The sequence below is a fragment of the Kribbella sp. NPDC059898 genome (assembly GCF_042730855.1).
Lineage (GTDB): Bacteria > Actinomycetota > Actinomycetes > Propionibacteriales > Kribbellaceae > Kribbella.
The window spans coordinates 182,417-197,027 of record NZ_JBHWKR010000001.1 but is presented as its reverse complement, the minus strand read 5'-3'; the positions used below and the strand labels follow the sequence as shown (position 1 = coordinate 197,027).

The window sequence follows — 14,611 nt, the reverse complement described above, 5'->3', positions numbered from 1 at the left end:
CGTCTTTGACGGCTGTAAAGATCAGTGATCAAATCTTTGCCCTAGGTGCACGTGCAGAAATCCGGTCAGGACCGTAAGGCAAACCGGTCCAGTGCCGCGAGAATCAACTCCTGCGTGGTGCTTCCGCCCGCGCCGTGACCCTCCTGTTCGACCAAGTGCAGGTCCGCATCCGGCCACGTCTGCGCCATCCGCCACGCGACCTCCACCGGACTGCTGATGTCGAGCCGGCCGTGGATCAGCACCCCTGGGATCCCCGCGAGCTTGTCCGCGTTCCGAACCAGCGCGTCCTCGTCCAGCCAGGCCGCATGTCCCCAGTAGTGCGTGACCAGCCGCGCGAGGCGCAGCCGCAGTACCGGGTCGTCGTACCGTGGGTCCGGCCGCCAGTCCGGGTGGGTGCGCACGTGGGTGTCCTCCCAGGCGCACCAGTCCTTCGCGGCCTGTTCGCGTACGGCGGGATCCGGATCGTGCAGCAGTCGGCTGTACGCGAGCGCGAGGTTCCCGTCCCGCTCCGCCTCCGGTACGCCGTCCCGGAACCGCGCCCACTCCGCCGGGAAGATCCGGCCCATCTCGCGGGTGATCCACTCGACCTCCCGGCGGGTCGTGTTCGTGACGCTGAACAGCACGACCTCCGAGATCACCTCCGGGTGCCGCTCGGCATACGCGAGCCCGAGCGTCGCACCCCAGGACGCCCCGAGCAACAACCACCGCTCGATCCCGAGCATCCGCCGCAACTGCTCGAAGTCCGCGATCAGGTGCGCAGTGGTGTTCGTCCGCAGATCCACCTCAGGCTCGGCGGCGTCCGGCGTACTGCGCCCGCAGTTCCGTTGGTCGACGAGCACCACCCGGTACCTGGCGGGATCGAAGTACCGCCGCCACCAAGCCCCGGCCCCGGACCCCGGCCCGCCGTGCACGACGAGCGCCGGCTTCCCGTCCGGGTTCCCGCAGACCTCCCAGTACACGCGATGCCCGTCACCGGCATCGAGCAGGCCGTGGTCGTAGGGCTCGATCTCGGGATACATGCTCAGAGCACTCCGGTGTAGGTGAGGGCGAAGGTGGCGCAGGGGAGGAGGAAGAGGGTGGCGAGGGTGATGATGCCTTTGAAGGACTGGTGGGGGCCAATGAGTTTGGGGTACGCCGCGACCAGGACCGGGACCATCACGAGCTCGAGCGGGAGCATGCTGCGGGGGATGATCGTGCCGGTGGCGGCGAGGACGACCGAGAGGGTGGCGGCGGCGATCCAGGCGGTGTAGCCGAGGCGGTACGTCGTGCGGGCGCCGAAGCGGACCGCGATCGTGTGGTAGCCGGCGGCGCGGTCCGCGTCGAGGTCGGCGAGGGTCGTGGGGAGGTAGAGGCCGACCGCGGCGAGGGTGCCCTGGAGGCCCATCAGCCACGGGAAGCCGCTGAGGTCGGGGTTGATCGCGGCCCACCCGGCGAGCGGTCCGAAAGCGCCCAGCGCAAGGGCATTCACCGCGACGTCGAAGCCGGCGCGCGTCTTCAACCGCACGGGCGGCACGGAGTACGCGTACCCGAGCAGTACGGCGAGCAGCACGCCGAGCGCGAACACGACCCCGACCAGCAGGCTCAACCCGACCGCCGCGACCGCCGCCGCGAAGGCCAGTCGCAGCGCCGCCTGGAGCGTGACCCGCCCGTCGAGCAGCGGCGACTTGGCCTTGCGCGGATTGAGCCGATCACTCGGCAGGTCGTACGCGTCGTTGACTGCCAGCACGGCGAGCCACACCAGCGGACCCATCACGACCGCGCCGACGATCAGCCGCGGCCACTCCGCGACCGGCGGGATCAGCCGATGCGTCGCGAGCAGGATCCCTGTGTAGTAAGGGACGATCGACACCACCCAGAACGCGGGCCTGCCGACCGCGACCACATCACGAACCCGCGGCCCTCGTACCTGCACGTCCGTGATCACACGACAACTGTCCACCTCCAGGGTGCATCCCGTCCTCCCTCCACAGGGTGAACCTCCTCACCCGCGAGGCTCGATGTGAGCCACGGAACCCTTCTCCAGCGCGACCCACACCGAACCGTCGGCGGACAGCCCGTGCGGCTCGGCGCCGTCGGCAAACCCCACCTGCTCGATGATGTTGCCCTTGGCATCGACACGGGCCGCGGCCGACGCCGCCCACAAGGTGATCCAGCACCCGTCCGCCGTCGCCGCCACGGCATGCGGCTTCGACCCGGCCGGCAGCGCGAACTCCTCGATCGTCCCGTCGGCGTCGATCCGGCCGACCTTGTCCGCGAGCAGTTCGGTGAACCAGACGCCGTCAGGCCCGCCGCTGATCCCGACCGGCCCGGCGCCGTCGGTCGGCAGGGGATAGCTGGTGACCTCCCCGGCCACGGTCATCCGCCCGATCGCGTTCGCCTGGTTGAGCGTGAACCACAGGTCCCCGGCGTACGTCGTGATCATCGCCGGGAACGCACCCGTCGTGCCGATCGGGTACGTCGTGACCTCGCCGGCCCGCGTGATCCGTCCGATCGCGTCGCTGCTCATCAACGTGCACCACAACGCGCCGTCCGGCCCGACGCACAGCCCGTACGGCGCGCCCGCGACCGGCACCGACGAGACCGCGCCGTCGTACCCGATCCGCCCGACCCGGTCGTCGCCGTTCCGCGTGAACCACACCGCGTCGTCCGGCCCGTCCACGATCACACTCGGCCGCGACTCGGGTGCGTTCAGGTCGAACACCTTTCCGGACACGGTCGCGACACGGCCGGTGTGGACGAGCGTCGTCCACACCTCACCACCTGCCGACACCACGCCGTACGGCGCCCCGTCGACTGCGTATTCAGTGGGCATACGTCATTACCTCCATCTCGAGCACAGTTCCCCGCCAGCGGGATGCGAAGCGGCGGTCGTGGCTGACGACCACGAGGGCGCCCGTGTAGCGGTCCAGCGCGGCCTCCAGTTCCTCCACCAGGACGAGCGACAGGTGGTTCGTCGGCTCGTCCAGCAGCAGTACGTCGTACGGCGTCGTCAGTACTCGCGCCAGCGCCAGACGTCGGCGCTGACCTGTGGACACCGCACCGACCCGGGTCTGCAACTGCTCCTGCCGGAACAGCCCGAGCCCGGCCGCCCCAGGATGCCGCGCGAGCGCCTGACGCAGCGTGTCGTCCGGCCGCGGCTCCACCACCTCCTGCGGGAGGTATCCGATCCGTCCGCGCCGCTCGACGTACCCGGAGTCCGGCGGCAGCACGCCCGCGAGTACGTCGAGGAACGTCGACTTGCCCGCACCGTTCGGCCCGGTGATCAGCACCCGGCCACCTGCCGGTACGTCGAGCGACACCGGCCGCAGCCGCCCGTCGACCGCGACGCCGACCGCATCCAGCCCGGCCGCGGCGCCCGTCGTACGGATGGACGCGGTGAACCGGAGCGGCTTCGCCGGCACCGGCGCCGGGTCCTCCTCCAACCGGCGCAGGCGTTCCTTCGCGTTCCGGATCTTGCTCCGCTCGGCCTCGTTGACGCGGCCCGTCGCCCGGTCGTACGCGACCTTGTTGTTGTCCTTCATCGGCCGCCCGTACGCGACCCGGTCGGCGGTGGTCCGGACGAGCCCGCGCAGCTCCGCGACGTCGTCCTCCCACTGCTGCCGGGCCTGTTCGAGCCGGGCCCGTTCGGCGGCCTTCTCGTCCAGGTAACCCTGGAAACCGTTGCCGTACCGCGTCATCCGGTGCGTGTCGCCGTCGACCTCGAACAGCGTCGACGCGACCCGCTCCAGGAACGCGCGGTCGTGCGACACGACCACCGTCGTTCCGCGCCGGGACCGCAGGTGATCCTCCAGCCAGACAGCGGCCGACACGTCCAGGTGGTTGGTCGGCTCGTCGAGCAGCAGCACCTCGGGCGACGACGCGAGTACGGCGGCCAGGTTCAGCCGGGCGAGCTCGCCGCCGGACAGCTCGGACAGCCGGCGATCACCGGGCAGCGTGGACAGCCCCAGGCCGTACGTCGCACGGGCGAACCGGGCGTCCGCGTCGTACCCCTCACGGATCTCGAACGCGGTCTGCAGCTCGCCGTACTCGGTCAGCACGTCCTGACCCTGAGCCAGCTGTTCCTCGAGCTCGCGGAGACGGGCCTCGATCCGGCGCAGGTCGGCGAGGGCGTGGTCGGCCAGCGCCCGGACGTCGAGATCGAGCGGCAGCGGGTTGTCCTGCGCCAGGAAGCCGATGCTGCCGGCAACGGTCGGCGTACCGTCGGTGGCCGGCTCGAGGCCGGCCAGGATCCGCAGCAGCGTCGACTTGCCGGAGCCGTTCTCGCCGATCAGGCCGCTGACCTGCCCGGGCGGGAAGGCGCAGCTGATCCGGTCGAGCACCAGGCGGTGGTCGTAGGACTTGGTGACGTCGTGCAGGGACAGCTGGGTAGACATGAGGATCCTCCTGACCTCTCGCGGGTTCGTGGTTGGCGAACGGCGGGTCAGAAGATCACTGGCTACTCCTTAAAGGCGACGGATGTTGCGTTAGGATGATCGCATGACGGATGGGGTTCGCGCAAGCAGGCCGGGAGGACGGACCGCCCGGGTGCGCTCCGAGGTGCTCGCGGCGGTGGAGGCCGAGCTGGCCGAGCACGGGTACGACGGGCTCACGATCGACGCCGTCGCCGTACGTTCCGGTGTCCATCGCACGACGCTGTACCGGCGCTGGAAGACCGTGCCCGGCCTGCTCGTCGACCTGCTCGAGGCCGGCGCCGACGACGCGTGGGAGCCGGCCGACACGGGCTCGCTGGAGGGCGACCTGATCGCGGTCAACCGCGAGGTCCACGCCGCGCTGACCGCCGGCCCGTCGGTCACCCAGGCGGTGATCGCCGCCTCGTTCCGTACGCCGGAAGCCGCCGAGGCACTCACCCGCTTCTGGGATGACCGCTACGCGCGCACCGCTCTCCTCGTCGCCCGCGCGGTCGACCGAGGCGAGCTCCCGCGCACGGTGGACGCTCATCAAGTCCTGCTCACCGCGACCGGCCCGGTCTACCACCAGCTCGTCCTGCTCCGGCAGCCAATGTCCCGCGCGCAGGCGGACCGTCACGCCCGGATCGCCGCAAAAGCCTTTGCGACCGCGCCTGGCACCGACCTACCGTGACGGTATGGGCACCTCTCTGTATGCGCTGTCGATCGACGCGAAGGATCCGGCCGGGCTCGCGCGGTTCTGGGCCGGCATGCTCGGGTTCGAACCGGCCGAGGGGAACGAGCTGGTGCCGACGGACAACACCGGGTTCCGGCTGCGGTTCCTGCCGAGCGACGTGGTGAAGGACCGGCAGAACCAGGCCCACTTCGACCTGACCAGTCAGACGCCGGAGCAGCAGCAGGAGACCGTCGCCCGGGCGCTCGAGCTCGGCGGTCAGCACCTCGACATCGGCCAGACGGGCGAGGAGGGGCACATCGTGCTCGGGGACCCGGAGGGCAACGAGTTCTGTGTGATCGAGGCCGGGAACAACTTCCTCAAGGACACCGCGTTCATCGGCGCGCTGTCGTCCGACGGCTCCCAGGCGGTCGGGTACTTCTGGAGCAAGGCCCTCGACTGGCCGCTGGTCTGGGACCAGGACGAGGAGACCGCGATCCAGGCGCCGTCCGGCGGACCGAAGATCACCTGGGGCGGCCCGCCGGTCGGCCCGAAGGCCCCGAAGAACCGGCTGCACCTGGACCTGGTGGCCGACGGCGACCCCGAGGCGGAGGTCGAGCGGCTGCTGGCCCTCGGCGCGACCCGGCTGGAGACCAGCCAGGAGGGCCCCACCGCGATCCCGCTGGCCGACCCGGACGGCAACGAGTTCTGCATCCTGATCACCACCCCGTCCTGAGCAACGCCCCCGACTAGGGTCGTCCTCGACGCCTAGGTTGAGGGAGACGTTTGTGACTGGTCGGTTGGCGAACGAGGTTGTGCTGGTGACGGGGGCCGCGCGCGGGATCGGCCGGGCGGTCGCGGCGAAGGCCGCGGCGGAAGGTGCGGCGGTCGGGCTGATCGACATCCTCGCCGACGAGCTGACCGCGACCACCGCGGAGCTCGGCGAGACCGGGGCGAAGGTGGCCGCGGCGGTCGGCGACATCACCGACGAGGTGTCGGTCCGGCAGGCGGTCGGCAAGCTTACCGACGACCTCGGCGGCCCGGTCACCGTGCTGGTCAACAACGCCGGCAAGAACTCGTACGCCGACCCGGCGCGGATGTCGGTGGCCGAATGGGACGACGTGTTCGACGTCGACCTGAAGGGCGCCTTCCTGATGTCCCGCCAGGTGCTGCAGCCGATGATCGACGCCAAGCGCGGCTCGATCGTGAACATCGCCTCGATCCACTCCAAGCTCACCCAGGCCGGCATGTTCCCGTACGCCGCGGCGAAGTCCGGGCTGGTCGGGATGACCCGCTCGCTCGCGCTCGACGTCGCCCCGCACAACGTCCGGGTCAACGCGGTCAGCCCCGGCTACATCGCCACCGACCTGCTCGAGGAGTTCTTCGACACGATCCCGGGCGAACGCGAGAAGGCCCTCGGCGTGCACCCACTCGGCCGGATCGGCACCCCGGCGGACGTCGCCGAGGTCGTCTGCTTCCTCGCCTCCGACGCCGCCGCCTTCGTCACCGGCGCCAACTGGGCGGTCGACGGCGGCCTCGGCATCCGCTACGCCTAGCCGGTCGCCCCGGGGTTGTACGCGCAGGCCGAGGTCAGGTCGCCGGTGTCCGGTTTGGGGGTGACCTTCGGCTGGGTCGCCGTGGTGGTACGGCGCGGTACCGGCTTCGTACTGCGGACCGGGTTGATCGCCTGCGCCACGATCGCGCGCATCGCGGCGTAGTCCGGGTTCCGGCCGTTCGGGAAGTTCTTCTTCTTGTCCAGGTCGACGTTCGTGATCTTCCCGGTCTTCACCCGCTGCCCGACGTCGACCAGCGGCTTCAGCAGGCTCCCCGGGATGTCGGTGCGGATCATCTGCTCGCCGGCGTGCGCGATCTCCTGGTAGTTGGCGAGCACGTTCTGCGGCGTGGCCCGTTCGACGATCGCCTTGACCGTGCAGCGCTGCCGGGCCTGGCGGGCCAGGTCGGCGGTCGCGAGCCCGTACCGCCCGCGCGCGAACCACAGCGCGTCGGAGCCGTTCAGCTGGACGTCGTGGCCCGGCTGCAGGTACCGGCTCGGCGGGATCTTCTTGTCGTCGTTCCCGCCGACCGGGACCGGGTAGTTGATGTTCACGGTGATCCCGCCGAGCGCGTCCACCAGCTTCGCGAACCCGGCCAGGTTGACCTGCACGTAGTAGTGGATCTGCAGCCCGAGCGCCGCGCCGACCGACAGCTTCAGCACGTCCGCGCCGGGGTTGTCCGACGGACCGATCAGGTCCGGGTACAGCTTGGGGATGTTCCGGTACATCGCGTCCAGGTAGAACTCCGGCTGCTCCGTGTCCGGCGGGACGCTCGGGTCCCAGAACCCGGTCGGGAACTTCGCGTGCAGCGGCGTACCGGCCGGGAACGGCATCCGCATGAAGTTCCGGGTCAGCGAGATCAGCGACGTGTTGCCGGTCTTGGTGTCGATGCTCGCGACCATCACCGAGTCGGTCCGGACGCCCTGCCGGTCGGCGCCGTCGTCCGCGCCGAGCAGCAGGATGTTCAGCCGCGGGAGCTGCTCCCAGATGTCCTTCCTCGGGACGATCGTCGGCCGCGTCTGGCTCTTCGTCTCCGAGCCCGCGAACACCTTCGTCACCAGTTCGCGCTGCGCCACCAGCGTCTGCGCGCCGCTCGCCGTACCCATCGCCAGCGCGAAACACAGCACGCCGATCACCAGCGACCCGAGCGTCCGGGCCGCCGGTCCGGCGGTCAGCGGGCGGAGCATCTTGTACGACGTGACCAGCACCACGACCCACGCGAGCGCGATCGCGACCAGGCCGGCGATCATCCACAGCAGCACCGTTGGATCCAGCGCCCACGCGATCACCGCGTCCCGCTGCCGGAGCGCGAGGTACGCCGCCCCGCCGTACAGCCCGAGGCTGACCAGCGTCACCGCCGTGCCGAGCCTGGTCCGCCGGGCCGCCAGGTACGCGGTCCCGGGGATCAGGATGCCGAGGACGGCGATCGCCAGCGCCCCGATCCCGGTCGGTCGGCGTGGTCCGGCGCGACGTGCGCGGGCGGCGCGCGGGGCTCTGGTCTGGGCCATGTCAGCTACGATTCAGCGCTCCGGCAAAAAGTTGGCATGATCGATAAAGTGAACGAAAGTCAGACACAACAGCCGCTGGTACGGCGGGCCGGGGCGGCCGATGCGGAGTCGCTGGTCCAGTTACGTGCCTTGATGCTCTCGGCAATGGGTACCGACGTCGGCGGGCCGGACGCACCGTGGCGGATCGGTGCCCGGAAGTGGTTCGCGGAGCAGCTCGCGTCGCCGGACACGTTCGCGGCGTACGTCGTCGAGGACCCGGACGCCGGCGTGGTCGCCGGGGCGGCCGGCAATGTGCACGCGCACCCGCCCGGCCCCCACGACGCGTCGAGCGTCCGCGGGCACCTGTACAACGTGAGCACGCACCCGGACTTCCGGCGCCGTGGTCTGGCCAAGGCGTGCGTGGTGGCGCTGGTGGACTGGTTCCGCGACGAGACCGCCGTCGGTCAGATCGAGCTGCATGCGACCGACGACGGCATCGACCTCTACCGGGGCCTCGGGTTCACCGAGTCGAGGTTTCCGACGCTGCGGTTCCGGACCACCACGGCGTAGCGCGGCTGGTGTCGCGGAGCGCGTTCGTCGAGCAGTGCACCTCGCCACCGCCGAGGTGGGCCCACAGGAAGTCCTCGACCCAGCGCACCCGTACGCCGTTGCGGGCCAGCGCGCGCTCCGTCACCTGCTTGAACACGTCCTGCCCCTGCAGCCGCGGCCCGTGCGGATCGGGTACGGCGTACTCCCGGTCGGTGATCGACAGCCCGTTCGCCGGGCCGGGCGTCATCGCCTTGAGCAACCCGTAGCCGGGCACGCGGTTGAAGATCTCCGGCAGCCGGACCAACTCGTCCGGATGCAGTCCGGTGGCCTTCAGTAGGACCTTCAGTTGATCATCGATGTGCTTCGCCGCGCCCTCGTTGTCGGCCATCCCGGTGCGGAGTACGTCGTCGACTGTCGGTTTGTGCGGCGACTTCGTGTCCGCGAACATCCTCTGCTTGCCGCCACCCAGCCGTTGCACCTCACGCAACAGTTGCGCGCCGAGCCGCGGGTCGGCGACCGCGAGTGTCCAGCCGCGGGCGTTGTCCGCGCGTACGACGTGCACCGTCTCGTCGACGTGGCCGATCATCAGCCAGGATGTGTCGATCACCAGCGGCGGCTGGTACCCCTGGCTGGTCAGCATCGTCAGGAACCCGGTGTCGGGGTGCCGTTCGGCCGTGGCGCCGTACAGCAGCCGGCCGTGTGGATAACCGGCGTACGGCGGGAGTGACTCGAGGTTGCCGCCCATGTTCAGCAGGTCGTTCGAACCGGAGGACGCCTGGCCGGCGAGCTCCTGGACGACGCCGACGTCGGGTCCGCGCAGGTCGCGGTACAGCAACCGGCCGGCCGGACGCGGGGTGTTGCCGGCAGGCATGTCCCACACGTTGCCGGAGCGGATCAGGATCCGCAGCGTGTGCGGACCGCCGACGGCCGGCATGCTCGCGGTGGCGGGCTCGAACCAGTCCTGCGCCCACATGTCCTTCCAGCCCTCGTGCGTGCCCTGGATGAACCGGACCTTGGTTGCTTTACGCAACGTCGACTCGAACTGCTGCCAGTCGCCCGGAGCGCCCTGCTCGTACGGCGGCGTACGGCCCCAGAAGCCCTGCCCGGTGTTCGGCTTGCTCGCGAGTACGGTCTGCGCGGGCTGCAGGTCGTTCTGCAGCATCAGCGGCGCGACCCGCATCCGTACGGCGTCCGTGCCGGTGTGGCCGCGGTCCGTGACCAACAGCGTGACCGTGATCTGGCCGTCCCACTTCTTCGGGTCTCGGACGATGTCGCGGCCCTCGAGCAGCAGTCGTACGCCGTGCCGAAGGTCCTGGGCGGTGAGCGTGCCGACCGGGCGGCCGTACGCGAAGACGCGCGCCTTGTCGGTCGGGGTGATCGTGACGGTGCCGGTGGCGTCGCCGGAAAGGTTGCGTTCGGCATCGATCGCCAGCGGCGCGAGGTCCGCGGCATCGCGCGGGCCGTTGATCCGGTCGTCGGCAGCATCGTTGCAGGCGGCAAGCTTGTCGTCAACCGCGCGACCGGGTGCGTCAAGGTCGGCCGGGTCGACCTTGCAGCGGTGTTCGTCGTCGTCCAGGTTCGGCAGGAAGATCGCGCCGCGGGCGTCGGTCCAGGTGTTCTTGCCGGCGTCGTCGGCGGCCGTGAGTACGCCGTCCCGGTCGACGTCGGCGGTCAGCCGTGGTGCCGGCGTACCGGCCGTTCCCCAGGCGGTGGCCGCGAGCAGGCTGGTGACGCCTGCGATCCAGCGTTTCATCGAAGGCTCCTTATTTGGTACAGGTGTGCTTCTTCGATGAAACTACTGAGCGGTGCGCGGTCCGGGGAGATGGAGAATCCCTTCTCCACCCGTGGGCGGAGAAGGGATGGTCCTATCGCTGGATGAGCGAGAGGATGTTGCCCGCCGGGTCCTTGAACCAGGCGATCAACGGGCCTTGGCCACGGGTGATCCCGAGCTCGTCCTGGGCGTCGGTGTACCTCTCGAACGTGACCCCCAGCGCGGTGAGCGCCCGGGCCGTCTCCTCGATGTCCGCGACCGGGAAGTTGAGCACGGTGTACTCCGCCGGCACGTGGTTGTCCTTCGGGTACACGAGCACCGGGGTGCCGCCCGCGATCCGCAGGTTGAGCATCCCGTGCTCTTCACCGACGTCGAGACCCAACGTCTTCGTGTAGAACTCCTTGGCCCGCGGAATGTCGTCCACCGAGAACCCACTGAACGCCTTGCTGTCCTGAAGCATCTGATGCCCTCCTAGTCACTCGACATCAGCTACGTCGTTACCACCAAGCCGGCTTCGACACTAGTTGTGGGACAGAGCGGGATTCACCGTGGCCGCGACCGAGGCGGACTCGAGGCCGTCGGCGACCGTGTGCAGGAGGCGGACCAGGTGGGCGGCGTCGGTCGGGCCGAGGATGCCGGTGACGACGTCGAGGACCCGGACCGTGAGACCGTCGAGCTGGGAGAGCCTGGCCTGGCCCATCCCGGTGACGGTCAGCGTCGGCGTAGTCCGGACCATGCCGAGGGCTTCCAGGTCGGCGATCGCCAGCTCCGCCTCGCCGTTCGTGATGCCGACCTGCTTGGCGACCTGGTGCGCGGTGGTCCGGCCGTTCGCGACCGCGCTCAGCACCAGCGCGGCCGGCATCTTGATCCCGACCGCTTCCTGCAGGCCGAGGATCAACGGATGCGCGTGCCCGCGGACGCGCTCGACCGCGTCCAGCAGCCGGAGCGCGTCGCCGACGTCACTGATCAGATACTCGGTCTGGACGGCCGCGATACCCGCCGGACCCGGCCGGACGGGCGACGGTACGACGCCGCCGATCACCCGCTCGGGGACGACGAGCGCGTTCGGCACGAGCGGTTCCTCAACGGCTTCCGTCGGCGGCCTGATACCAGCGTCTTCGATGGTCACGCCTCCAGCGTACGGAGCGGTTCCGACAGCTTCGGCGTGTCTTTCCTGAGGAAACACTGTGAATCTCATGACGTTCCCGTCCTGGGCGGGGTGCCCGTCCGCGGGCCGCTCCAGTAATCGAACATACGCACGAAAGAATGGCTCCGGAAAGTTTTGGAGATTGTCCAGAATTTCCGGAATCGGGCGTGACCTCGGCTCTTGGTCCTCCGTTGGAAGTGACGTGACGGTGAACACAACACGGCGCACCGGCACCGCGCTCGCCCGCGTTTTCCAGGCCGACCACCCCTCGAAGTAACAGCCAGGAGGACCCGTGACAACCGCCACCGCCACTCAGACCGTTCAGCGCCGACGCGTGCGTGTCTGGTTCGGTGAGCACGTCATCGCCGACTACAACGCCGAGCCGGCGTTGGCCGAGCGGTACGCAGACGCCATGAGCCGCCGATTCGCCGGTCTCCGGGTCACGAACGACCCGATGCCGATGATCGACAAGCTCCCCGACCCCCTGCCCGGCGAGCGCATGTGGGACGTAGCGCCCCGCTGAGAAAAGAATCCCCGGTGCTTCGCGTTCCGTATCTCACCAGACAACCCACGCGGAACGTACGCCAGGTCGAGCGCCTCACCTCGATCATTGAAGGACCGGTGTCGGGCGGCAGGTGAGCGTGGGCGTTCTGCCCCTCGCCTGCCGCCCTTTTTCTCCCCTGTGAAATGCGCCTGAACAATCGCGTTCGCACCGGATCCCCCAGGTCCGGTGCGAACGTTTTTCACTTTTGTGTGTAGTACTCGGGTTTCATCTGGATCAGCTGGACGTAATTCCCGTCCGGGTCGATCACGGTCGCGAACCAGCCGATCCCGCGGTCCTCCGGGTGCACCAGCCACTCGACGTCGAGCGTCCGCAGATGCGCGGCCGCCGCCTCGATGTCGTCGACCCCGAAGTTCACGATGTGCCGCCCGGGTTCGGGGTTCTTGCCCGCGACGTCGTCCCGCTGCTCGATCACCAGCCCGAACCCGCCGAGATCCAGGTTCCCGTACCCGTCGACCTCGGCCCGGAACCCGTCCCGGTACCACGCCTTCAACCGCTCGGCGTTCGTACTCCCGAGCAACATGCTGTTCAGAATCACCTTCACTCCTTCCACCGCCCTGACCCCCGGTACGTCGGAGCTGCCGCCGGATTCTCGACACGAGGTGCCGGGTGCTGAGCTCGTGCGATCCGGTCGCAGGAGGGGTGAACGGTTCATCCCGCGCACATCTCGTGGTCATGGACACCGGCGATGATCCCGCCGATTCCGCCATGAGAGGACAGTCGATGGGGCACTCGCACGACCACCCGCACACCCATGACCACGATCACGACCACGATCACGGTCATGGGCACGACCACCACCACCCGAACACCGAGCTGGACCAGGCGACCCTGGCCGCGCTGGATACCAGCGTGCCGGACAGTGACCTGTCCCCCACCGAGGTGACCCGTCGCGGTCTGCTCCGGTCGGCCGGCATCCTCGGCGGTACGGCGGCGCTCGCGGTGACCGGTGCGCAGTTCGCGGCGGCGGCCGCACCGAAGGACGGGTGGGTCTTCCAGCAGGGCAACCGCCCCAAGGTCTGGCTGGCCGGTGACCACCACATCCACACCCAGCTCAGCTCGGACGGCATGTACCGCGTCATCGACCAGGCCCGGCACGCCGCGGCGTACGGCCTGGACTGGCTGGTCATCACCGACCACGGCGGCGCGACGCACGCGCGGATCGGCGTCGACCTGGTCAACCCGCAGATCAAGGCGGCCCGCGCCGAACTGCGCGACACGCTGATCTTCCAGGGCCTGGAGTGGAACATCCCGGCCGCCGAGCACGGCACGGTCTTCGTCGCACCGGGCAGCCGCGAGGTCGACGTACTGAAGCAGTTCGAGAACAGCTACGACGGCAGCGTCAAGAACGCAAGCGCGAACTCGCCGGCCAACGAGGCGCTCGCGGTGTCCGGCATCCAGTGGCTCGGCCAGCAGGTCGACCGGCGCCTGGTCGCGGACGCGCTGTTCCTCGCCAACCACCCGGCCCGGAACGGCATCGACAGCCCGCACGAGATCCGCAACTGGCGCGACGCCGACCCGCGGATCGCCGTCGGCTTCGAGGGCGCGCCCGGTCACCAGGCGGCCGGCCTGCCGGCCCCGATCGGCGGCGGCAGCGCCCGCGGGTACTACGGCAACTCGCCGAACGCGAACTCGTTCCCCGGCTACCCGGCCGAGAGCTACCGCACCTGGGGCGGCTTCGACTGGATGACCGCGACCGTCGGCGGGCTCTGGGACAGCCTGCTCGCCGAGGGCAAGCCGTGGTGGATCTCCGCGAACTCCGACTCGCACGTGAACTGGAACGAGACCTCCCGCCGCCCGGACGGCTCCAGCCAGGCGCAGTTCGACCGCGACGGCCGGTACATGGACCCGGTGTACGGCAACGCGATCAACACCACCGCCGGTGACTTCTGGCCGGGCTACTACAGCCGTACGCACGTCGGCGCCGACCGCCGCGACTACCTCGCGGTGATGGAGGGCCTGCGCAACGGCCGGGCCTGGGTCGACCACGGCGGGCTGGTCAAGGGCGTCGAGGTCGAGGTCCGCGAGGTAGGCAAGCCGTACGGCGAACCGCTGGGCGGCGCGCTGCTGGTGAAGAAGGGCCGCGCGATCGAGCTGGTCGTCCGGATCACCGCGCAGACGATGCCGAACTGGTCGAACTTCGTCCCGTCGCTGAACCGGGTCGACGTGATCCAGGGCTCGGTCACCGGACCGGTCACCGACAAGGACACGATGACCGCGCCGAACACCAAGGTCGTCAAGCAGTGGGACACCTCGGGCAAGCGAGGTACGTTCGAACTGGTGTACCCGCTCGGCCGGGCGGACGAGGCGCAGTACGTCCGGGTCCGCGGTACCGACGGGAACCGCAGCCAGCCCGGGTACCACGGTGCGGCGGTGGACCCGGCCGGGCCGAAGCTGGACGTGGTCGGCGACGCGGACCCGTGGGTCGACCTGTGGTTCTACACCAACCCGATCTGGGTACTCCCGAGGTAAGGATCTGACGTT

The 14,611-nt window shown here is 69.7% G+C and carries 15 protein-coding genes; 6 read left to right on the top strand and 9 right to left on the bottom strand.

The genetic code is table 11. The annotated features are described in order from the left end of the window. Positions 1–65: 65 nt before the first annotated feature. From pip to ACFV9C_RS00945, 4 genes are read right to left on the bottom strand one after another with little or no spacing between them, the layout of a single operon-like run. Positions 66–1,019 (bottom strand): prolyl aminopeptidase, encoded by a 954-nt coding sequence (pip, locus tag ACFV9C_RS00960; RefSeq protein WP_380189658.1) that lies wholly within the window; start codon positions 1,017–1,019, stop codon positions 66–68. A gap of 2 nt (positions 1,020–1,021) precedes the next feature. Beyond that, on the bottom strand, positions 1,022–1,924 hold the full coding sequence (locus ACFV9C_RS00955) for a UbiA prenyltransferase family protein (protein ID WP_380189656.1): 903 nt from the start codon (positions 1,922–1,924) through the stop codon (positions 1,022–1,024). A gap of 57 nt (positions 1,925–1,981) precedes the next feature. Beyond that, complete coding sequence (locus tag ACFV9C_RS00950; protein WP_380189654.1) at positions 1,982–2,812, bottom strand: virginiamycin B lyase; 831 nt, start codon at positions 2,810–2,812, stop codon at positions 1,982–1,984. Next, on the bottom strand, positions 2,802–4,373 hold the full coding sequence (locus tag ACFV9C_RS00945; protein WP_380189652.1) for an ABC-F family ATP-binding cassette domain-containing protein: 1,572 nt from the start codon (positions 4,371–4,373) through the stop codon (positions 2,802–2,804). Before ACFV9C_RS00945 ends, ACFV9C_RS00950 begins: the two co-directional genes overlap by 11 nt. 103 nt (positions 4,374–4,476) lie before the next feature. On the opposite strand from ACFV9C_RS00945, the gene ACFV9C_RS00940 reads away from it, so the two are divergent. The 3 genes from ACFV9C_RS00940 to ACFV9C_RS00930 are packed head-to-tail and all read left to right on the top strand — an operon-like array spanning position 4,477 to position 6,614. Then, the gene (locus tag ACFV9C_RS00940; RefSeq protein ID WP_380189650.1) at positions 4,477–5,079 is read left to right on the top strand and encodes a TetR/AcrR family transcriptional regulator; all 603 of its coding nucleotides are present in this window, start codon (positions 4,477–4,479) and stop codon (positions 5,077–5,079) included. Positions 5,080–5,083: 4 nt separating this feature from the next. Then, entirely contained in the window at positions 5,084–5,794 is a 711-nt protein-coding gene (locus tag ACFV9C_RS00935) for a VOC family protein (RefSeq protein WP_380189648.1), read from the top strand. 52 nt (positions 5,795–5,846) lie between these two features. Further along, entirely contained in the window at positions 5,847–6,614 is a 768-nt protein-coding gene (locus tag ACFV9C_RS00930) for an SDR family NAD(P)-dependent oxidoreductase (RefSeq protein ID WP_380189646.1), read from the top strand. Here ACFV9C_RS00930 and ACFV9C_RS00925 read toward each other — a convergent pair. Then, complete coding sequence (locus ACFV9C_RS00925; protein ID WP_380189644.1) at positions 6,611–8,119, bottom strand: LCP family protein; 1,509 nt, start codon at positions 8,117–8,119, stop codon at positions 6,611–6,613. The genes ACFV9C_RS00930 and ACFV9C_RS00925 overlap by 4 nt on opposite strands. A 48-nt stretch (positions 8,120–8,167) precedes the next feature. Between ACFV9C_RS00925 and ACFV9C_RS00920 the strand changes: the two genes are divergently transcribed. Beyond that, entirely contained in the window at positions 8,168–8,668 is a 501-nt protein-coding gene (locus tag ACFV9C_RS00920) for a GNAT family N-acetyltransferase (protein WP_380189642.1), read from the top strand. On the opposite strand, the gene ACFV9C_RS00915 is transcribed toward ACFV9C_RS00920, so the two are convergent. From ACFV9C_RS00915 to ACFV9C_RS00905, 3 genes are all read right to left on the bottom strand, one after another. Further along, positions 8,619–10,400: a protein-arginine deiminase family protein gene (locus ACFV9C_RS00915; RefSeq protein ID WP_380189640.1), complete on the bottom strand. Its 1,782-nt coding sequence runs from the start codon at positions 10,398–10,400 to the stop codon at positions 8,619–8,621. The two genes, ACFV9C_RS00920 and ACFV9C_RS00915, sit on opposite strands and share 50 nt — an antisense overlap. A gap of 112 nt (positions 10,401–10,512) precedes the next feature. Next, positions 10,513–10,878 carry a VOC family protein gene (locus ACFV9C_RS00910; RefSeq protein ID WP_380189638.1) on the bottom strand — a complete coding sequence of 122 codons (366 nt, stop codon included), beginning with the start codon at positions 10,876–10,878 and terminating at the stop codon, positions 10,513–10,515. Between the two features lie 60 nt (positions 10,879–10,938). Next, complete coding sequence (locus tag ACFV9C_RS00905) at positions 10,939–11,547, bottom strand: MarR family transcriptional regulator (protein WP_380189636.1); 609 nt, start codon at positions 11,545–11,547, stop codon at positions 10,939–10,941. Positions 11,548–11,857: 310 nt separating this feature from the next. Here ACFV9C_RS00905 and ACFV9C_RS00900 point away from each other — a divergent pair, with 310 nt between their 5' ends. Then, positions 11,858–12,088 carry a hypothetical protein gene (locus ACFV9C_RS00900; protein WP_141856379.1) on the top strand — a complete coding sequence of 77 codons (231 nt, stop codon included), beginning with the start codon at positions 11,858–11,860 and terminating at the stop codon, positions 12,086–12,088. A 220-nt stretch (positions 12,089–12,308) separates the two neighbouring features. Here ACFV9C_RS00900 and ACFV9C_RS00895 read toward each other — a convergent pair whose 3' ends face one another. After that, positions 12,309–12,665: a VOC family protein gene (locus ACFV9C_RS00895; RefSeq protein WP_380189633.1), complete on the bottom strand. Its 357-nt coding sequence runs from the start codon at positions 12,663–12,665 to the stop codon at positions 12,309–12,311. 185 nt (positions 12,666–12,850) lie between these two features. Between ACFV9C_RS00895 and ACFV9C_RS00890 the strand changes: the two genes are divergently transcribed. Next, on the top strand, positions 12,851–14,599 hold the full coding sequence (locus ACFV9C_RS00890) for a PHP domain-containing protein (RefSeq protein WP_380189631.1): 1,749 nt from the start codon (positions 12,851–12,853) through the stop codon (positions 14,597–14,599). Positions 14,600–14,611 lie beyond the last annotated feature (12 nt).

What these genes read in the sequence shown, in the direction of transcription:
- pip (WP_380189658.1), bottom strand. Translation starts at nt 1,019, where the DNA reads ATGTATCCCGAGATCGAGCCCTACGACCACGGCCTGCTCGATGCCGGT.
- ACFV9C_RS00950 (WP_380189654.1), bottom strand. Translation starts at nt 2,812, where the DNA reads ATGCCCACTGAATACGCAGTCGACGGGGCGCCGTACGGCGTGGTGTCG.
- ACFV9C_RS00945 (WP_380189652.1), bottom strand. Translation starts at nt 4,373, where the DNA reads ATGTCTACCCAGCTGTCCCTGCACGACGTCACCAAGTCCTACGACCAC.
- ACFV9C_RS00940 (WP_380189650.1), top strand. Translation starts at nt 4,477, where the DNA reads ATGACGGATGGGGTTCGCGCAAGCAGGCCGGGAGGACGGACCGCCCGG.
- ACFV9C_RS00935 (WP_380189648.1), top strand. Translation starts at nt 5,084, where the DNA reads ATGGGCACCTCTCTGTATGCGCTGTCGATCGACGCGAAGGATCCGGCC.
- ACFV9C_RS00925 (WP_380189644.1), bottom strand. Translation starts at nt 8,119, where the DNA reads ATGGCCCAGACCAGAGCCCCGCGCGCCGCCCGCGCACGTCGCGCCGGA.
- ACFV9C_RS00915 (WP_380189640.1), bottom strand. Translation starts at nt 10,400, where the DNA reads ATGAAACGCTGGATCGCAGGCGTCACCAGCCTGCTCGCGGCCACCGCC.
- ACFV9C_RS00910 (WP_380189638.1), bottom strand. Translation starts at nt 10,878, where the DNA reads ATGCTTCAGGACAGCAAGGCGTTCAGTGGGTTCTCGGTGGACGACATT.
- ACFV9C_RS00890 (WP_380189631.1), top strand. Translation starts at nt 12,851, where the DNA reads ATGGGGCACTCGCACGACCACCCGCACACCCATGACCACGATCACGAC.